The 19,085-nt window shown below is 46.2% G+C and carries 17 protein-coding genes; 11 read left to right on the forward strand and 6 right to left on the reverse strand.

Annotation, left to right across the window (positions count from 1 at the left end):
* Positions 1-427: 427 nt before the first annotated feature.
* Positions 428-610 carry a hypothetical protein gene (locus VP98_RS16350; RefSeq protein ID WP_046176461.1) on the reverse strand — a complete coding sequence of 61 codons (183 nt, stop codon included), beginning with the start codon at positions 608-610 and terminating at the stop codon, positions 428-430.
* Between the two features lie 177 nt (positions 611-787).
* On the opposite strand from VP98_RS16350, the gene VP98_RS16355 reads away from it, so the two are divergent.
* The 9 genes from VP98_RS16355 to VP98_RS16395 all read left to right on the forward strand — a co-directional run bounded on the left by VP98_RS16355 (position 788) and on the right by VP98_RS16395 (position 10,831).
* A complete protein-coding gene (locus tag VP98_RS16355) occupies positions 788-2,254 on the forward strand; it encodes a SulP family inorganic anion transporter (RefSeq protein WP_046176462.1) in 1,467 nt (488 codons plus the stop codon).
* A gap of 66 nt (positions 2,255-2,320) precedes the next feature.
* Positions 2,321-2,737: a universal stress protein gene (locus VP98_RS16360; protein WP_046176463.1), complete on the forward strand. Its 417-nt coding sequence runs from the start codon at positions 2,321-2,323 to the stop codon at positions 2,735-2,737.
* A gap of 287 nt (positions 2,738-3,024) precedes the next feature.
* Positions 3,025-3,915 (forward strand): ABC transporter ATP-binding protein, encoded by an 891-nt coding sequence (locus tag VP98_RS16365; RefSeq protein WP_046176464.1) that lies wholly within the window; start codon positions 3,025-3,027, stop codon positions 3,913-3,915.
* Positions 3,912-4,607, forward strand: coding sequence for a hypothetical protein (locus VP98_RS16370; RefSeq protein ID WP_046176465.1), 696 nt, complete (start codon positions 3,912-3,914; stop codon positions 4,605-4,607). The genes VP98_RS16365 and VP98_RS16370 overlap by 4 nt, the downstream gene beginning before the upstream one ends.
* Before the next feature lie 182 nt (positions 4,608-4,789).
* The gene (locus VP98_RS16375) at positions 4,790-5,791 is read left to right on the forward strand and encodes an ABC transporter substrate-binding protein (protein WP_046176466.1); all 1,002 of its coding nucleotides are present in this window, start codon (positions 4,790-4,792) and stop codon (positions 5,789-5,791) included.
* Between the two features lie 112 nt (positions 5,792-5,903).
* Entirely contained in the window at positions 5,904-6,920 is a 1,017-nt protein-coding gene (locus tag VP98_RS16380) for a FecCD family ABC transporter permease (RefSeq protein ID WP_082087963.1), read from the forward strand.
* Positions 6,913-7,953, forward strand: coding sequence for a FecCD family ABC transporter permease (locus VP98_RS16385; protein ID WP_046176467.1), 1,041 nt, complete (start codon positions 6,913-6,915; stop codon positions 7,951-7,953). The genes VP98_RS16380 and VP98_RS16385 overlap by 8 nt, the downstream gene beginning before the upstream one ends.
* Positions 7,954-7,971: 18 nt before the next feature.
* On the forward strand, positions 7,972-8,793 hold the full coding sequence (locus tag VP98_RS16390; RefSeq protein WP_046176468.1) for an ABC transporter ATP-binding protein: 822 nt from the start codon (positions 7,972-7,974) through the stop codon (positions 8,791-8,793).
* Between the two features lie 271 nt (positions 8,794-9,064).
* The gene (locus tag VP98_RS16395; RefSeq protein WP_046176469.1) at positions 9,065-10,831 is read left to right on the forward strand and encodes an alpha-glycosidase; all 1,767 of its coding nucleotides are present in this window, start codon (positions 9,065-9,067) and stop codon (positions 10,829-10,831) included.
* Between the two features lie 20 nt (positions 10,832-10,851).
* Here the strand turns inward: VP98_RS16395 and VP98_RS16400 are convergent, their stop codons facing one another.
* The 5 genes from VP98_RS16400 to VP98_RS16420 form a co-directional block, all read right to left on the reverse strand.
* A complete protein-coding gene (locus VP98_RS16400; RefSeq protein WP_046176470.1) occupies positions 10,852-11,787 on the reverse strand; it encodes a bile acid:sodium symporter family protein in 936 nt (311 codons plus the stop codon).
* 126 nt (positions 11,788-11,913) lie between these two features.
* Positions 11,914-13,614, reverse strand: coding sequence for a thiol reductant ABC exporter subunit CydC (cydC, locus tag VP98_RS16405; protein ID WP_046176471.1), 1,701 nt, complete (start codon positions 13,612-13,614; stop codon positions 11,914-11,916).
* Positions 13,571-15,289, reverse strand: a complete 1,719-nt coding sequence (gene cydD / locus VP98_RS16410) for a thiol reductant ABC exporter subunit CydD (protein WP_046176472.1) — start codon at positions 15,287-15,289, stop codon at positions 13,571-13,573. Before cydD ends, cydC begins: the two co-directional genes overlap by 44 nt.
* Entirely contained in the window at positions 15,289-16,299 is a 1,011-nt protein-coding gene (cydB, locus tag VP98_RS16415) for a cytochrome d ubiquinol oxidase subunit II (RefSeq protein WP_046176473.1), read from the reverse strand. The genes cydD and cydB overlap by 1 nt, the downstream gene beginning before the upstream one ends.
* Positions 16,299-17,693 (reverse strand): cytochrome ubiquinol oxidase subunit I, encoded by a 1,395-nt coding sequence (locus tag VP98_RS16420; RefSeq protein ID WP_046176474.1) that lies wholly within the window; start codon positions 17,691-17,693, stop codon positions 16,299-16,301. Before VP98_RS16420 ends, cydB begins: the two co-directional genes overlap by 1 nt.
* Before the next feature lie 245 nt (positions 17,694-17,938).
* Here VP98_RS16420 and VP98_RS16425 point away from each other — a divergent pair, with 245 nt between their 5' ends.
* Complete coding sequence (locus VP98_RS16425) at positions 17,939-18,394, forward strand: GNAT family N-acetyltransferase (protein WP_046176475.1); 456 nt, start codon at positions 17,939-17,941, stop codon at positions 18,392-18,394.
* Positions 18,395-18,478: 84 nt separating this feature from the next.
* Positions 18,479-19,063, forward strand: a complete 585-nt coding sequence (pduL, locus tag VP98_RS16430; protein WP_046176476.1) for a phosphate propanoyltransferase — start codon at positions 18,479-18,481, stop codon at positions 19,061-19,063.
* Positions 19,064-19,085 lie beyond the last annotated feature (22 nt).

Consider the following 19,085-nt stretch of genomic DNA (forward strand, 5'->3'; position numbering starts at 1 on the left):
TCGGCGTCACTTGCCGGCTGTGAATGCTCATGACCCCCAAACGGTCACTCCGCTTCCCAGCCGGCGGCGTTCCTGGAAGAACAAACGTTTTCAATCAGCCTGCTTTCTAACTTTGTCTACATTCTGGCTGCCTTAAAGGGCAGTCTTTTTTTCTGTAAGGGCGGTATTTCCTGTTTTGGGGCGGTATTCGCGGTTACCGGGGCGGTAAAAGTTTTTTCCGCCCCGGGAGTACCGGATACCGCCCCAAATTCCACAATATCGCCCGAGGGACGTATTTTTTCAAAAAAAGAAGCAGCCAGGCCTGGCTGCTTCTTCTGCCGAGGGGTAACCTCTGTAAAGATGACACCTTTAGTATAAAAAAAACCGGGCCCGGCAGCTACTAATTCGTTAGATTATCTGACAGAAAATGTAGTTCAGACTTCTTGCATCAAAAGCATTGCAGCTGAATAAATGCCGGAAACCGCTGAGCGGCTCCAGCCAAATTCCTGTATATAATAGTCAATAAAAATAGCATTGGAATACGTCTGGCCGGGTCCTGAAAAAAGTGGGGAAGCGCGGCGACACCCACGATGATACAGCCATAGAAGAAGGATTTTTGTAATTGTGTCATATCGCCCTCCTGTATCGTTGTCTTTTTGTGTCGTAACATAATTCGTGATGTTACCGTTTCCCCTGTATTTTCACATAAATTGTTCTGTGATATGATAAAAGAACTGAAAACGGGCAGTGACTTCCATGAGAGTTGGGGGTCAAAAAATAGTTATATACAGAGGTGAAGAGTTTTTTTATGTTTACACAACTGAAAAAAGAATGGTTCGGCAATGTCCGCGGGGATATTTTGTCGGGGATTGTCGTGGCGCTTGCGCTTATTCCGGAGGCGATTGCTTTTTCGATTATTGCGGGAGTGGACCCGATGGTGGGTCTTTACGCATCTTTTTCGATGGCAGTCGTAATCGCGTTTATGGGCGGCCGGCCGGCGATGATTTCGGCGGCAACAGGCGCAATGGCGCTTGTTATGGTTACGCTGGTAAAAGATCACGGGCTGCAATATTTATTTGCGGCAACAATTTTGACCGGTATCCTGCAGCTCATATTCGGCGGGCTGAAAATCGCGCGTTTGATGAAGTTTATTCCACGCTCGGTTATGGTTGGATTCGTTAATGCGCTGGCTATTTTAATTTTTATGGCGCAGGTGCCTCACTTTATCGGCATTTCTACGATGACTTATGTATTTGTGGCAGCAACGCTTGCCATTATTTACATTTTTCCGCGCTTTGTAAAATCGATTCCGTCACCGCTCGTGGCTATTGTGGTGATGACGGCAATTGCGGTTTTTGGAGGCTTTGACCTGCGCACAGTCGGCGATCTGGGTGAGATTACGCAGTCTTTGCCATCGTTTTTCTTTCCGGATGTGCCGCTGAATTTTGAGACCTTGTCGATTATTTTCCCAACGGCTTTAGCGCTTTCTATTGTCGGTCTTTTGGAATCGCTGCTTACAGCGTCTATTGTCGATGATATGACTGATACAACAAGCGATAAAAACCGGGAAGCGCGCGGTCAGGGGATTGCAAACATTGTAACCGGCTTTTTCGGAGGAATGGCGGGCTGTGCGATGATTGGGCAGTCTGTGATTAATGTAAAATCCGGCGGCCGCGGACGTTTATCAACCTTTGTGGCGGGAACGTTTCTGCTGTTTTTAATTATGGTACTCGGCAACGTCGTTGTGCAGATTCCGATGGCCGCTCTTGTCGGCGTTATGATTATGGTGTCGATCGGCACATTTGACTGGTCTTCTTTAAAATCCTTTACGAAAATTCCGATTACCGACAGCATTGTGATGGTTGTCACGGTTGTCACCGTTGTGATTACGCACGATTTATCAAAAGGTGTATTTGCGGGTATTTTGCTGAGTGCGATTTTCTTTACGGCGAAAATTTCAAAGGTGGATGTTTCTTCTTCGCATAATGGAAATACACTTCATTACCGGGCGTCCGGCCAGGTGTTTTTTGCGTCCGTTACCGACTTTGTGGACGAGTTTGATTACCAGCCGGAAGGAATTCAAAAGGTAAATATCGATTTTTCCGAAGCGCATGTCTGGGATGATTCCGGCGTGGCAGCCATTGATAAAATTGTACTGAAATACCGTGAAAACGGCATAGATGTCTCGCTTTCCGGATTAAACGAGGCGAGCTCATCGATGATAAAAAAAATGGCCGTCCATGATAAACCAGATGGCAAGCTGTCTGGACATTAATTTACGTAAAAGCGCATTGTGTGAAAGCAGTGCGCTTTTTATAAAAATCACGGGGAGGACATACAAATGAACGGGAAAATTCTGCTGGCATCTGACGGATCAAATCATGCACTGCGTGCGGCGGATGAAGCGATCAAACTGGCTCGGGGATTAAACAAAGAAGTTATTGTTGCTTATGTTGTTGACTTTGACCAGTCCAAAAAAGATGTGCTGCACAGCGCCGGTTCGATTGACCGTGAGCAAAAACGGAGAAAGCAGCTTGGGAGCACGGAACAAAAGCTTCAGGATTCAGAGGTTTCTTACTCAGTGAAAGTGCTTCATGGAACTCCCGGGCCGGCTATTGTAGAATATGCAAATGAAAACGCTATCGATTATGTTGTGCTGGGCAGCCGCGGCTTAAACAGCCTGCAGGAAATGGTGCTTGGCAGTGTCAGCCATAAGGTAGCCAAGCGCGCTCAATGCCCGGTGTTAATCGTAAAGTAAATGAGGCTGCCTGCTGCAGATTTTGTTCAATGGGAAACCAGATTCAACGAGTTAACAGAAAGATTTCCATTTAAATATCAACAATAAAAGTCTAAAAGATATATTCTTTAACTAATGGAGACTACCAGAATCAAGCAGAGGGCCATAAAACTGGTCCTCTTTTTTTAGATGGAGCTCATGCCAAAGTGTTGAAAAACAAACCTGCCAGGTGGTTTCCTTAAATATTTTACATAATTAATCCTTTATTATAAAATTTACCCATATTGATATTGGGTGAAGGTGCCATGATGAGAGAGCTTTTAGTATTAAAAAATATCACGAAAACGTACAGAGGAAAGCCTGTTCTTAACGACGCTTCTTTTTCCCTGTTTTCTAATCAAATCACCGCCCTTGTTGGCAGGAATGGATCGGGAAAAAGCACGCTTTTGAAAATAGCAGGAGGAATCATAAAGCCGGACAGCGGAAGCATCCATCGAAACGAACAGATGTGTAACGTAGGTTATGTACCGGAAATAACGCCCGCTGTTCTTCCGTTTACACCAGTAGAGTATCTTATGTATATGGGGAAAATAAGAGGCATGCAAAAAAAGGAACTGCAGGAGCGGATTTCGGACCTGCTCGATATTTTTGGGCTGCAGCATGTGCGAAACGAGCGGATGACCGGCTTTTCTAAAGGAATGAAACAGAAAGCCGCAATTATGCAGGCGATGCTTGAAGAAACAGACATGCTGATACTGGACGAGCCATTGTCCGGACTTGATCCAGGGGCCCAGCAGGAGGTTGAAGGCCTTCTAGTGGATTTGAAAGGAAAAGGCCTGAGTATACTGCTGACCTGTCATGAAACGAAGCTGCTGGAACAAGCTGCGGACCGGGTTTTGCTTATTGATGATCATCGTATAACGGAGACTGCAGGCGAAAAAGAAAATGAAGCCAATGTTATTCTTTTTGTTATTCCATCTGAGAGAGCAGTAGACAGCCTGCCATCTTCGGCGAAAATTCGCCAGCAGACCGTGCTTAATACTGCGGAAAAACAAATCGAACTTGCTGTAGAGAAACATGACACCAACAAAACACTGGAGATTTTGCTTAAAAATAAAGCGTCTATTCAAGCGGTGTATCCACTTCGCTCTTCTACGGATATTCAGCATTATTTCCAAAAAAGAGGAGGGGGCGTATGAGGGGCTTAATTCACTATCAATTGCTTACATACATAAGGTCATATCAATATATCCCCCCTCTTACAATGTATATTTTATCGCTGCTTATTAATTATGCATACACGCCTAATCCCATCTTGGACAGCTACTCATTTACATCGCTTGTTCTCTTTTTTATTATGGGCTGGTTTACCGTCACAATTTTTCACGCGGAAGATCCAGGGCAGAAACAAATTACGCTGTTTCATGCAAAAAGCCTGTCAGTTTATTATGCGGCGCTGTTTACTGTTTGCCTGCTGGCTGCCCTTGTGTTCAGCATGATCTCGACCGTGTATCCAGTCATGGCAGGAAGCTTTGGAATAGCAGTGCGCTCTTCGCACTTTATTCTCGGCTTTCTTGCCCATTTCAGCCTGGCTGTTCTGGCCGTGTCGCTGTCATCTCTATTTACACGTGAATTAGTTAAGAATAAAACCAATACGTGGTGGGGCGTGTTAAGTATTTTAATTGGCTCGGTTGTTGTTTCGGCTTTAGAAAAATCAATTGGCTGGCCGGTCTGGCTGATGCCCCCGCTTTATCTGTCCCTGGATATGATGAGTGCGACAGATCACATTCAAAAAATACCGATTTTATTTTACGGAAAATTCGGCTGGATCTTTTTGTATGGGCTCCTATGTATTCTTTTGTTTTCAGGAGCGGTTAAACGAAAAATGTAATTGAAAACCCTTTGTCACGCTTTTTTACTAAGCCTGGCAGGGGTTTTTCTTTTTCCTTTAATTTTTGCAAGAGCAATCTAATTGATAAAAATTTTCATTTAGGTATTGATATACGCTCTCAATTGAATTATACTCTAAATCGATAACGATTATCATTATCGATTAAAAAAGGAGGTAATTAAATGTCAGGACATACATACTCAGTCTCAACAAAATCTTTATTTGTTCTTATTTTATCTATGCTTTTGCTGCTGGCCGGCTGTGGAAGCGATTCATCAGGCGGTGCGTCAAACGAGGGAACTGCAGAAGCAGAGCCAAAAGCTGAAGAAAAAACGGCTCGTGAAATTACTCATGCAATGGGTACCACCACGATTGAAGGCACGCCGAAAAAAATCGTGACACTTTACCAGGGGGCAACAGATGCTGCTGTAGAATTAGGTGTTAAGCCGGTTGGCGTGGTGGAATCATGGCTGGAGCAGCCAATTTACAACTATTTAAAAGAAGATTTAGAAGGTGTGCAGATTGTCGGGCAGGAAACCCAGCCGAACTTAGAAGAAATCGCAAAGCTGGAGCCGGATTTAATCATTGCGTCCAAGCTGCGCCACGAAGAAATTTATGAACAGCTGTCTCAAATTGCGCCAACTGTGGCCCATGAAACCGTTTTTGAATTTAAAGGAACCGTTGAACTGATGGGTGAAGCCATGAACCAGCAGGAAAAAGCAGCTGAGCTTTTATCTGACTGGGACAGCCGTGTGGCTGATTTCCAGGAGAAAATTAAAGAAAAAATGGGCGGACAGTGGCCGCTGCACGTATCGGTTTTAAACTTCAGAGAAGATCATGCCCGTATTTATGTAACAGGCTTTGCGGGCTCCATTTTAACCGAGCTTGGCTTTGAAGGACCGAAAAGTATTACGGATGAAAGCCTTGATGTTGTCAAGCTGACGGACAAAGAAAGCATTACCCAGATGAATGCAGATGTCTTTTATATGTTTATGGAAGACAATGAAGCAGTAAAGAAAACGCATGATGAATGGACAAGCCATCCATTATGGAAAAACCTTGATGCCGTAAAAGCAGATCAAGTGTATACCGTCGATGAAATTATCTGGAATATGGGCGGCGGAATCAGAGCGGCTAATTTAATGCTTGATGATATTTATGACAGATTCCAACTAGAAAAATAAGCGCTTCATCATAAGGCAGGGGAAAGAACTTATTCTTTCTCCTATTTTTCTATGTATTTCAATGTTCGCCCCGGAAAAGAAAAGTCACATCAAGATAGAAAGAAGGATTGATATGGATTATTTACTTTCCCGCTCCTTTTTAAAAATAGGGGGCTTATTGATTTGTATAGCGGTATTTGCCGCTTTCTTTGTACTGAGCGTGGCGCTCGGACAGACAAGCATTCCACTAAGAACAACTTTTGATGCATTATTCAATTATGATGCTTCAAACACAGAGCATATTATTATTGCCACATCGCGAACAACAAGAGCGGTTATCGCTTCTGTTATCGGCGCCAATCTGGCGATAGCCGGCGCGCTTATGCAGGCATTAACGAGAAATCCGCTGGCAGCTCCAGATATTTTTGGGATCAATGCGGGCGCGCTTTTTTTTATCGTTCTTTCTGCCACTTTTTTCTCTGTAGATTCATTAACGCATTATATGTGGATTGCTTTTTTGGGCGCAGCTGTTGCCGGGGTGCTCGTTTTTTTTCTTGGCTCGATGGGACGGGACGGGCTGAGCCCGTTAAAGATTGTATTGGCTGGATCGGCAATAACAGCTCTTTTTGTTTCCTTTACCCAGGGTTTGCTGGTGATTGACGAACAGGCCATCCAGAGCATTTTATTTTGGCTGGCTGGGTCTGTCGCAGGACGCAGCCTGGATATGCTGCTGCCAGTATTGCCGTTTATGCTCGGCGCCGGCTTTATAGCTCTTTTTTTAGGCCGGTCTATCAACATATTACTATCCGGCGATGATGTCGCAAAAGGTCTCGGGCAGCGGACGCTTTTCGTAAAAGCTTCCATTGGCATCATGGTGGTACTGCTGGCCGGCGGATCGGTTGCTGTGGCGGGATCAATCGGATTTGTCGGTTTAATTGTCCCGCACATTGTCAGGGGGCTTGTAGGTCCTGACTACCGATGGGTGATTCCTTTTAGTGCTTTGTTGGGCGCCATTTTGCTTTTATCAGCAGATATAGCAGCCCGGTTTGTGATTATGCCCCAGGAAATGCCTATTGGCGTCATGACGGCTTTTGTTGGAGCTCCTTTCTTTATATACATTGCGCGAAGGGGGCTGGCGAAAAATGGCTAACCTGCTTACAGTACGAGCGAAATCAGGCCGGGTGTCGTTTCAATTTTATAAAAAAACATGGATCGTCTTTCTGCTGCTCAGTGTATTGTCTTTGATCATTTTTATGCTGAGCTTATCATCAGGAAGCAGTTTTATCAGCCCGTACGCAGTGATTCAGCAGTTACTCGGCTACGGGAGCGGCGAATATAATTTTGTTTTGAATACACTTCGTCTTCCCCGGGTGCTGCTGGCTTTTATGGTGGGCGCAGCGCTTGGTGTGTCAGGATTGATTTTACAGGGTATGATTCGAAATCCGCTGGCATCTCCAGATATTATCGGCATTACAAGCGGGGCCTCCGCCGGTGCGATCCTTTTTATGGTATATGGAATGGGAGCAGTAAGCCTGGTGTTTCTTCCTGCAGCCGCCATTGGAGGCGCAGCCCTGTCAGCTGTTATCATCTACGGGCTGTCATGGAAAAAAGGCGTTACGCCGATTCGCCTTGTGCTGATTGGAATTGGCCTTTCTGCTGTTATGAAAGCCTTTGTGATGATGATGCTCGTCTTGAGTGAAGCGGCGGTTACCACAAAAGCGTACCTCTGGCTGACAGGCAGCTTGTATGGAGCCAATTGGACCGATGTTTATTCTATGCTGCCATGGGTTCTTGTTTTTATTCCTATCACGTTCTTGTTTACAAGAACGATGAATGCGGCGGAGTTAGGGGACGATATCGCGCTGGGGCTCGGTGTGAGAGTAGAATTACAGCGGCTTATCCTGCTGTTTGTCAGTGTGGCGCTGGCAGGATCAGCGGTCGCTTTTGCAGGCGGCATTGAATTTGTCGGATTGATCGCTCCTCATGTAAGCCGAATGATGATTGAGCGGTCATTTGCCGGACTGGTACCAATTTCGGCACTTACCGGGGGGATCATGGTCATGATTGCGGACATTGTTGCCCGGACTGCTTTTTTGCCGCTTGATATTCCGGCCGGTGTGTTTACGGCTGCTGTGGGGGCACCGTTTTTCATTTATCTATTATACCGAAATCGAAATAAGTAAAGGGAAAGGAATGAGATCATGGGTACACTTGAAACCGCAGCATTAACACTTGGCTACAGCGGCACTGACGTAATTCAAAACCTTGACTTGGAAATCCCTGAAGAGCAGATTACAGTGTTAGTCGGATCAAACGGATGTGGAAAATCAACGCTTTTGCGGTCACTTGCCCGGCTGTTAAAGCCGGTATCCGGCGGCATTTTACTGGATGGGGATCTCATCGGCAGCCTCTCTACAAAAGAAGTGGCCAGGCGCCTGGCCATTTTGCCGCAGGGACCTATTGCACCTGAAGGCTTGACGGTGCTGCAGTTAGTGAAGCAGGGAAGATATCCCCATCAAAGCTGGCTGAAGCAGTGGTCAAAGGAAGATGAAGACGTTGTGCGGGAGGCGATGGAAGCTGCAGGCATGACAGATTTTGCTGAAAGAGCAGTTGATTCATTGTCCGGCGGCCAGCGGCAGAGAGCCTGGATTGCAATGACGCTGGCGCAAAAAACAAACATCATTTTACTCGATGAGCCAACAACGTATCTGGACATGACGCATCAAGTTGATATTTTGGACTTGCTGTTTGAGCTGAATGAGCGGGAAAAATGTACGGTTGTGATGGTGCTGCATGATTTGAATCTTGCCTGCCGGTATGCGCATCATATTGTCGCCTTGTGCGATAAAAAGATTTATGCTCAAGGGAAGCCGGAGGAAATTGTAAATGCCCGGATGGTAAAGGATGTATTTCAGATGAATTGTGACATTGCAGAAGATCCACTGTTTGGAACGCCAATGTGCATTCCGCACGGCAAAGGGAGAAAAATACATTCAAAAAAGCAAAAAAGTGCTTCGCTGTGAGAAAGCGTCCTGATAGTATTTAGCAATTAAGAAAAATTGATTGTAAGATAATCTGACAGCTAAAAGGATTTTTCTCCAAGTGTATGGTAAGGTTTTTTATACAAAAAGGATACCTTAATAAAAAAACGCTTAACACAGACTGGACCCCTGCCAGTACTCGTGTCAGGCGTTTTTTTTGTTTTTAGGAGACGGCAGGGAATAACTACCTCGAAAGTTATTCGGCTCTCTGGCCATGCTAAAAAATAATGACAAAAACCTGTAAGGAGACATTATGCTTAAGGAAGCGATCTACCACCGGCCAAAAAACAATTTCGCTTACGCATATGATGAAAAAACGATTCATCTTTTATTAAGGAGCAAAAAGAATGACCTGGACCGGGTTCAATTGATATACGGGGACCCCTATATATGGAAAGAAGGAGCCTGGCAGTATACGATAAAAGAAATGAAGCGTTCCGGCTCAGATGAGCTGTTTGATTACTGGTTTGCGGCCGTGGAGCCTGAATTCCGCCGGCTCCGCTACGGGTTTCAATGCCAGGGTCAAAGGGAGGCGGCCGTTTACACGGAAAGAGGCTTTTTCAAGGATGTGCCAAAAGACAGCGGCTTTTTTTTCGCTTTTCCTTTTTTGCATGCAGTCGATGCTTTTAAACCGCCCGGCTGGGTAAAGGACACTGTCTGGTATCAAATTTTTCCCGAGCGGTTCGCAGACGGGGAACCCGGTTTAAATCCGGAAGGCACAAAGCCATGGGGGGCGCCGCCGGACCGGAACAGCTTTTTCGGCGGCGACTTCCAGGGAGTTTTAAAGCACCTGGATTATTTGCAGGAGCTCGGTATAAACGGCATTTACTTTACCCCTGTTTTCCAGGCAGAAACCAACCACAAATATGATACGACCAATTATTTAAAGATAGATCCGCAGTTTGGCGATAAGGAGCTGTTAAAACATCTTGTCAGGGAATGCCATAAAAGAGGAATAAAAGTAATGCTCGATGCGGTGTTTAATCACAGCGGCTACTGTTTCGGGCCTTTTCAGGATGTATTGAAAAACCAGGAAAAATCAAAGTATAAGAACTGGTTTCATATTCACCGGTTTCCAGTGCAGGAAGGCTCGGTTATCCATTACGATGCATTTGGCTTTGAAAAAGCAATGCCCAAGCTAAATACGGAAAATCCGGAAGTGCGGGAATACCTTCTTCAAACGGCCGTGTACTGGATTAAAGAGCTGAATATTGACGCATGGCGTCTTGATGTGGCAAATGAAGTCAGCCACGATTTTTGGCGTGAATTCCATCGGGCGGTGAAGTCGGTAAAGCCCGATGCCTATATTCTCGGTGAAATCTGGCATGATGCGCTTGCCTGGCTGCAGGGGGACCAGTTTGATGCAGTCATGAACTACCGGCTGGCCGATACAGTGGTAGACTTTTGGGCAAAAAACAGAACTGGCACGGAACAATTTAAAAATGAAATCGGCCATTTGCTTTATTCATATCCTCTCTCTGTAAATGAAGTGGCGTTTAATCTGCTCGGCAGCCATGACACTCCCCGTATTTTAACGGCTGCCAATGAAGACAGGGAGCGGTTGAAGCTCACTTTTTTGTTTCACTTTTCGTTTCCCGGTGCCCCGTGCATTTATTACGGAGACGAAATTGGACTAACGGGCGGGGCAGACCCGGACTGCCGAAAGTGCATGATATGGAATAAGGGCGAACAGGACCGGGAACTGTTTCAATTTGTCCAAAAGCTGATTGCGCTTCGCAAAACAATTCCTGCTTTTCGAAATAAGGGGGACTTTGAGTTTATTGACCTGCATGCCGATGCTGTCAGCTATTCAAGAAAAAATGAAAAAGAAAATCTGCTTTTTATTTTAAACCCAACAGAGAAGCCAGTCGAAATCACGCTGCCGGATGAATGCAGCGGAATGGCGAATCTGTGGACAGATAAAGCACTGGAAGCGATGACTGTCACGATTTCAGGAAAAGGATTTTTGATTCTTTATAAACAAAAAAGTAAGCAGCAAACAGAGAAGCCTTACCCATAGGGCTTCTCTGTTTGCTGAAATTATTTTTTAGAGTCTGCTTTCCGGGCCCAGTATGTGGCCAGAAGCGGACCGGAAATGTTGTGCCAGAAGCTGAAGATAGCGCTTGGCACGGCAGCAAGCGGGCTGAAGTGTGCAGCCGCAAGCGCCGCCCCGAGTCCCGAGTTTTGCATGCCGACTTCAATAGCCATTGCTTTTCGGTCTTCGTATGTAAGATTAAACAGCCGGCCGGTTAAAAAGCCAATTAAGTAACCGAGGCCATTATGCAAAACAACAATCCCGAAAATAAGCAGTCCTGATTCCATAATTTTTTCTTTGCTTGTTGACACAACAGCCGCTACGATTAAAACGATCGCTATAACAGAAATTAGCGGAAGTATGTCCACGCTTTTTTGTACTTGTTCTTTCAGGAAAAGCTGTACAATAAAGCCGAGAATAATGGGGACAAGCACAATTTTAACAACCGACATAAACATGTCAGCGGCGGAGACTTCGAGCCATTCGCTCGCGAGAAGATAAATAAGAGCCGGAGTTAAAATTGGCGCGAGCAGCGTTGACACCGATGTGATCGCAACTGACAGGGCCGTATTTCCCCTGGCAAGAAACGTCATAACGTTCGATGCTGTACCGCCCGGGCAGCACCCGACCAATATCACGCCGATCGCAATTTCCGGTTCAAGCCGGAGCCCTTTGGCAAGTGCAAAAGCAAGAGCCGGCATGACAATAAATTGGGCCAGAACGCCGATTAGCACTTTTAGCGGATGGCGGCCGACTTCTTTAAAATCCTCTCCTGAAATAGTCATTCCCATCCCGAACATAATCACACCAAGTAAAATAGAAATATAGGGCGCAATCCATGTGAACTGTGCGGGGAGAAAAAATGCGAATGCCGCAAAAACAAGCACCCAGATGGCGAAGGTTTTGCCGGCAAATTGACTGACTTTGATTAATAAATTCAAGTCATATTCACCTCCATTATAGTAGAATAACATAAAATAAATCATATTTTCAGATTTTTTTAAAGAGCGAGATATTTCTCGATTGGAAAAGTGATAAAAAAGAACAGCTCCTGTGCAAGCTGTTCTTCATGAAATACCCATATCCAGCTCGTAAAGCTTTTGATACCGGAGCTCTTGCTGGACTAACTCCTCATGCGTTCCATCCATTTGAATCTGTCCGCCGTCTAAAAATACAATCCGGTCCATCTGTTCCATGCCGGCTAGGTGATGAGTAATCCAGAGGATCGTTTTTCCTTCGAGAACGTCAAAGACTGTTTCAATTAACCGGCGTTCTGTTATCGGATCAAGTCCCACTGTAGGCTCATCCAGTATAACAATAGGTGTTTGCTGAAGAAGAATACGGGCGAGCGCAATCCGCTGGCGTTCCCCGCCGGAAAAGCGGGAGCCTGTTTCCTGCATAACAGTCTGATAGCCGTCCGGCAGTGACTGAATGTAATCGTGCATATGAACTTTTTTGGCAGCCTCGATCACTTCTTCATCTGTCGCGCGCGGATTGCCAAGCCGGATATTATTCATAACTGTCGTATTAAACAAATAAGGCTGCTGGTTCAACACCGCTATTTCCCGGGAAATGTATTCATCCGGCTCATGGCCATTGACAAGCACCGTCCCTGACTGGGGAGAAACAAGACCTTCCGCAAGCTGCATAATGGTGGATTTACCGGCGCCGCTTGGCCCGAGAACAGCGATTTTTTCACCCGCTCTGGCCGAAAAGTTAAAGTGCTGCAAAACGGGTTCACTTTCATTATAGGAAAACGAAACACGGCGAAACTGGAGGGCGAGTCCATCATCCCCAAAAACGGGCTGAATAAAGTGGGCTGCCGGCTTTTCTTTTTCGGCTGTCTGCAGCCGGCCGAGGGACTGGCTGTAGCCCGCCCATTCTTCCGCTGCGGAAGACAAAGGCAAAAATGCTTCCGTGATGGGAAACAGCACCAGTGTAAACGCAGCGATCAAAATAGGAGCCATCTGTCCGTCCGCACTTTGTCCACCCGCCCATATCATCGTTGTAACAACGGCGGCACCGGCGAGCAGCTGCAGGCATAAGTCACGTCCGCGGGCAAAGGACCGCTTTGAAGATTCCAGCCGTGTCCATTCTTTTTCCGCCTGCTCATAAGAGGCGACAAATGCTTTTTCTCTGCCGCTGAACACCCAATCTCCCATTCCCATCACCGTATCAGCCAGCCGGCTGTACTGGGCTGCGCGCTGTTCTTTTTGTTTCATTTGTTTTGCTTTCATCACAAGAAGCGAAGCAAGCGGTACAAGAACCGTGAAAACGAAAAAGTACAGCCCCATAACAAGCGCAAAAGAAACCGAGAAAAAGCCGAGTGCCGTAATCGACAGGGCATATACACATAAAGCGCTCAGCCACGGGAAAATCAGCTTAATGTAAACATCTTGCAGATGCTCAATATCATCTGCGAACAAACCAAGCGCATCACCGGTTTTAAAGCGTGATACCTGCGGGCGGATCGCTTCATAAAGCCGCACGCGCATGCGCGAAACGATTTTTAAAATCAAGCTGTGGCTCATGAGCCGCTCCACATAGCTTGAAACAGAGCGCATAATGCCAAATGTCCGCACCAGTACAATGGGGACATAAATCATTAATAGGTTTTCCGGCCGTGATGCGGCTTTGGAAATGAGGTAGCCGGAAGAAAACAGCAGCGCGCTTGCAGCAAAGATGGTCAAGCTTCCTAGCAGAATAACAGCGGCAAGCAATCGTTTATGCTCTTTTAAGTATGGAATGAGCCAGTTCATGCGTATCACCTCGTGCGGCCTGTACGAGAGAAGCGTACACGCCATTTTTCAATAGTAACTCAGTATGCGTGCCTGTTTCGGCAATTTGTCCGTGCTCCATTACAATAATCCAATCCATTTCCTTCATCCAATGCAGCCGGTGTGTCGCTAGAAAAACAAGCTTGTCATCGAACAGCGGCAGCATTGATTCCTTTAAAGCGGCTTCTGTTTCAATGTCCAAATGGGCAGTCGGTTCATCCAGCAGAAGAATCGGCCGGTCGGCTAAAAAAGCGCGGGCCGCGGCAATCCGCTGCATCTGGCCGCCGCTCAGCCGGCGGCCGCCTTCGCCAATTTCTGTTTCCAGTAAATCCTCAAAGGAAGCGAGCCCGGCTTTCTCGGCTGCTTTTCGGACTTCTTCATTTGACGCATCGGGCTTGTAAAATCGAATGTTATCCGCCAGCGTGCCGCCGAAAATATATGGGTGCTGAGGGATATAGGTAAGCTGGTTTTGCCAGTCGGCCTGATGCAGGTGGGAGACTGTCTGGCCATTTACTGAAATGGTTCCAGAGTCAGCTGCCAGAAAGCCGCCCAGTATATCGATAAGTGTGGATTTTCCTGCACCGCTTGTGCCGATAATCCCGATTTTTTTCCGTCCTTTAACGGAAAAAGAGATCTTTTTCAATGAAGCAGCTTCCACTTTTGAAAGAGACAACGTAGCCTCATCCGACCATGTTTGAAGCTTAAACTGGTTTTCTAAATCCCAGTCCGGCTTCTCTAAAATCTCCTGCATGGCACGGCCGGCTTCCTGCCCATTTAACGTCGCGTGATAATCGGTGCCAAGCTCCCGGACCGGCAGGAAATATTCGGGTGCCAGAATGAGCACGGTTAATGCCGGCAGCAGAGCCATCTTGCCGTCTACAAGGCCGAGCCCGAGAAAAACTGCCACGGTGGCAACAGACAGCATTGCAAAAAAGTCGAGTGCAAAGGAAGATAGAAAAGCGACTTTTAATGTGTTCATTGTTGATTTTCGGTATTCCTCGCTAACATGCTCGATCTGCTTTTTGTGTGACCGGGCGCGGCCAAGGAACGTCAATGTTTCCAGCCCGCGCAAAGAGTCGGTAAAATGGCCGGCCAGGCGCTGGTAGCCTTCCCACTGGCTGTCTGCTTTTTTGCGGGCTGCAAGGCCAAGCAGCACCATGAAAACAAGCAAAACCGGGAGCGTGACAGCCAGAATAATGCCGGATGTATGGTCTGTCCAGAGAACAAAAAGCCAGATAGCTGCAGGAAGAACCATCATATTGATCATTTTTGGCAAAAACAAATCAAGGTATGTCCGGAACTGGCTCGTTCCTTCAATCATCAGCGTGACAAGGCGTCCTGTTCCTTCTTTTTGTGCATAACGCGGACCGAGGGAAAACAATTTGTTCAGCACATCATGCCGAAGCGCTGCACTTATTTTTTCTGAATAATGCTCGGCGGCTTTTTGTTTGAAAAAACCGGTCAAGTAACGGCCGGCGAGTGCAGCAAAAAACAGCAGCATACCGGAAAAAACAGCCGCCGGCGCTTCGCCGTTAAAAAGCCGGGTAAGGGCTGCTGCCAGCCACTTTGCCTGAAGAATGACCAGAACCGCCTGGGCAATGGTGAGAAAGGTAAGTCCCGCAAGCACGGGAACCACACCCTGATAACGAAATAGATCGCGTCCCATCAGTACGTCAAATCCTTGCCGTCTACCCGTTTTCGGAAGACATAGTAGCTCCAGATCTGATAGCCAAGCACAAATGGCAGAAGCGTTACGGCTACAATTGTCATTACCTTCAGCGAGTATGGAGCGGACGCTGCATTATATACCGTTAAATCATAAGCGGAAGACAGCGAGCTGATCATAACACGCGGGAACAGGGATGCAAAAATAACGGAAACGGTCAGTACGATGCCGGCACCGCTTGACACAAACGCAAAGCCGTCACGTTTTTTGGCTAAGAAAACAGCAGCAAGCAAATAAGCAATCACAACAGCACCAATCATTGGAATGGTAATGCCTGCACGCACAGTAAAAATATCCGTGTATACGTATGACAGTCCGACGAACAAGGTTAGAGCCGCCACAGTCAGCCAGACTACTTTTTTCGCAAGAGCACGGGCGCGTTCCTGAAGATCGCCGACGGTCCGCAGCGTTAAAAAAGATAAGCCGTGCAGGAAGCAAAGAATGGTTACCGTAATGCCGCCGGTTACTGAATAAATGTTGACGAAGTCCGTAAAGCCTGCGTACATATTCATGTTTTCATCAATCGGCATGCCGCGCAAAATGCTGGTAAACAGGACACCGAATAAAAACGGCGGAAGAATGCTGCCGAAAAACACAACATAATCCCATGTTTTCGTCCAGCGCTCACTAGGGACCTTGCCGCGGAATTCAAATGCAACCCCTCTTCCAATCAGGGCAAGCAGAACAAACACAAACGGAATATAATAGCCGCTGAACATTGTTGCATACCAGTGCGGGAAAGCGGCGAAAATCGCGCCGCCTCCCGTTAAAAGCCATACTTCATTGGCATCCCAGAAGGGGCCGATTGTATTGATCAGAATGCGGCGTTCGAGATCGTTTTTAGCAAGAAGCCGTGTTGACATGCCGACGCCGAAATCAAATCCTTCAAGGAAAAAGAAGCCGATAAATAAAACCGCAATCAGCAAAAACCACAATTCATTCAAGCCCATTATAAATACGCCTCCTGATCAAACGGGTCAACCGTCTGCGTAGCGGGCACCGTTTCATGGTGCTCTACACCTTTTTTAATTTCGCGGATAAATAAATACACAAGGACAATGGCCAGAATCAAATATGCGCCGGAAAACGCGATAAGAGACAGCAAAAGGCTCTCGGCACTAACGTTTGGCGAAACGGAAGCAGAAGTGGTCATCAGCCCGAATACGGTCCAGGGCTGGCGGCCGATTTCAGTCATAATCCAGCCGGCTGAGTTTGCAATAAACGGGAATGAAATAAGAGCGGTCATCACCCACAAATACCGTTTTTTCTGTACAAGCGTCTCCCGGTAGCTGAAATACAGGCCAAGCAGAGAAGCAAAAATCATGACCATCCCGGCACCTGCCATAATGCGGAAGCTCCAAAATGTTGTTTTTACCGGAGGGATGTAATTGCCCTCCCCATACTTTGCTTCGTATTCTGCCTGCAGCGTTTTCATTCCCGGCACGTCTCCCTGAAACTTTTCATAAGCCAGATAGCTCAAGGCGAATGGAATGTTGATCTCAAATGAGTTTTCCTGATTTTTTGTATCAATCCAGGCAAAAGCGGTCCATGCTGCCGGGTCACCGCTGTCTTCCCAGAGCGCTTCACTGGCCGCCATTTTCATCGGCTGTGATTCCATTAAGTGCTTTGCCTGGGCATGGCCGGTGAAGGCGATCGCAAAGCCGGAAATAAGCGCAACTGTCATTGCCAGATTGAACGATTTTTTAAATAAATCGACTTCAGCACCTTTTCGGATTTTATAGGCACTGACACCGCCGATAAAAAATGCTCCAGTCGCCAGCGCGCCAAAAATAACATGCGGAAATTCAACAGCAAGCTGCGGGTTTGTTAAAAGAGCAAAGAAGTCATTCATTTCTGCCCGGCCGTTGTTGATTACGAAGCCAACCGGCTCCTGCATAAATGAATTTGCCGCTAAAATCCACAAAGCAGACATCATCGTTCCGAGTGAGACAAGCCAGATGCAGGCAAGGTGCACTTTTGGCGATAAGCGGTCCCATCCAAAAATCCAAAGACCGATAAAAGTAGACTCCATAAAGAAAGCAAGCAGTGCTTCAATCGCCAGCGGAGCGCCGAATACATCACCGACAAACCGTGAATATTCTGACCAGTTCATGCCAAACTGAAATTCCTGAATAATCCCTGTTACAACACCGACTGCAAAGTTAATTAAAAACAAATGACCCCAGAATTTTGCCAGCTTTTTATATCGTTCGTCTCCTTTTAACACATAATGGGTTTCCATCAACGCGACAAGAAATACAAGACCAATTGACAGCGGCACAAATAAAAAATGAAAAATGGTTGTTGACCCGAACTGAAGCCGGGCTAAAAAAAGCTCATCCACTTGCTTTCGCTCCTTTCCCTTTTCCCTAATACAAATATAGTTTGTGATTTTATTCACAAAAGGTGTCTACCTGTTAATTTACACCTTTTTAAATTGGAATTCTATAGTAAAAGGGCGGAGATTTTGAAGAGTTTGTGACGAATTTCACAATTTTATTTGAACGTTTTAAAGAGAGATAAATTCTGAAATTATTGGGTAAAGCATGTATAATCGGTGTACAAAGATGTTTGAAAGGGGTTACAGGGATGATTGAACGGCTGCATCATAAAGAGGAAGCGACAGCGGCAGAAATTTTAGCACTGCAAATTCCTGCTTATCAGGTGGAAGCTTCACTGATTGGGGATGACGGCATTCCGCATTTACAGGACACCATTGATATGATCAAAGAAAGCAATGAAATCTTTATTGGCTGTTTAACAGAGGGAGAGCTGTGCGGTTTTCTTTCCTATAAAGATGAAGAGGACACAGCGTTTATTCATCGGCTTGTTGTGCATCCAGGCCAGTTTCATGAAGGAACTGCTTCAAAGCTGCTCACTTATTTTCTGCAGGAGGAATCAGCAGGCCGGAATGTGAAAGTCACAACCGGCGCAAAAAACGAGCCGGCGCGCAATTTGTTTAAAAAGTTTGGCTTTGAAGAGCTGGATATGTTTTCTGCCCGGTCAGGCATTAATCTTGTGCTGCTGGAAAAAAAATATGGTTAAGCACATATTGTTCGTATTTTCACAATGAAATAGTGTAAGATAAGAATGTATGAAATTCTTATGATCAGAAAGGCTGGAAGATAGATGTCATTAAAAAATCATGGAACAATTCCTGTTGCCGTTTCCGCTCGTCACGTGCACTTATCACAGGAGCACCTGGAAACTTTATTTGGAGCTGGCCACGAACTCACAAAACGTGCAGATTTGTCGCAGCCGGGTCAATTTGCAGCTGAAGAAACAGTCACAATTGCCGGCAAAAAAAGTGAAATTGCCCGTGTCCGTGTTCTTGGCCCATGTCGTCCTGCCACTCAGATAGAAGTAAGCTGGACAGATGCAATGAAGCTGGGTGTCCGTCCGCCGCTTCGTGAATCAGGGGATATTAAAGGATCTGAAGCAGTTACGATCACAGGTCCTGCCGGTACGATTGAGCTGGAAGAAGGGCTTATTATCGCTCAGGCACATGTTCATATGACGCCGGCAGATGCAAAAGAATACAATGTTGAAAACGGCCAGATCGTTACTGTTGAAGTAGGTGGCGAACGGCCAATTGCGTTCCGCAACGTTGTTATTCGCGTTTCTGAAAGCTATGCGCTTGAAATGCATATCGACACAGATGAAGCAAACGCTGGTTTTATTTCTCAAGGCGCCAAAGGCGATATTTGGGCGTAAATAATCAATAAAAAAGATGCCT

Source organism: Domibacillus indicus (assembly GCF_000970685.1).
GTDB classification, from domain to species: Bacteria; Bacillota; Bacilli; order Bacillales; family Domibacillaceae; genus Domibacillus; species Domibacillus indicus.

Coding starts and splice junctions, on each gene's coding strand:
- VP98_RS16385 (WP_046176467.1), top strand. CDS start 6,913: ATGGCTAACCTGCTTACAGTACGAGCGAAATCAGGCCGGGTGTCGTTT.
- VP98_RS16375 (WP_046176466.1), top strand. CDS start 4,790: ATGTCAGGACATACATACTCAGTCTCAACAAAATCTTTATTTGTTCTT.
- cydB (WP_046176473.1), bottom strand. CDS start 16,299: ATGGGCTTGAATGAATTGTGGTTTTTGCTGATTGCGGTTTTATTTATC.
- VP98_RS16395 (WP_046176469.1), top strand. CDS start 9,065: ATGCTTAAGGAAGCGATCTACCACCGGCCAAAAAACAATTTCGCTTAC.
- cydD (WP_046176472.1), bottom strand. CDS start 15,289: ATGGGACGCGATCTATTTCGTTATCAGGGTGTGGTTCCCGTGCTTGCG.
- VP98_RS16365 (WP_046176464.1), top strand. CDS start 3,025: ATGAGAGAGCTTTTAGTATTAAAAAATATCACGAAAACGTACAGAGGA.
- VP98_RS16355 (WP_046176462.1), top strand. CDS start 788: ATGTTTACACAACTGAAAAAAGAATGGTTCGGCAATGTCCGCGGGGAT.
- VP98_RS16425 (WP_046176475.1), top strand. CDS start 17,939: ATGATTGAACGGCTGCATCATAAAGAGGAAGCGACAGCGGCAGAAATT.
- VP98_RS16380 (WP_082087963.1), top strand. CDS start 5,904: ATGGATTATTTACTTTCCCGCTCCTTTTTAAAAATAGGGGGCTTATTG.
- VP98_RS16350 (WP_046176461.1), bottom strand. CDS start 610: ATGACACAATTACAAAAATCCTTCTTCTATGGCTGTATCATCGTGGGT.
- pduL (WP_046176476.1), top strand. CDS start 18,479: ATGTCATTAAAAAATCATGGAACAATTCCTGTTGCCGTTTCCGCTCGT.
- VP98_RS16370 (WP_046176465.1), top strand. CDS start 3,912: ATGAGGGGCTTAATTCACTATCAATTGCTTACATACATAAGGTCATAT.
- VP98_RS16390 (WP_046176468.1), top strand. CDS start 7,972: ATGGGTACACTTGAAACCGCAGCATTAACACTTGGCTACAGCGGCACT.
- VP98_RS16360 (WP_046176463.1), top strand. CDS start 2,321: ATGAACGGGAAAATTCTGCTGGCATCTGACGGATCAAATCATGCACTG.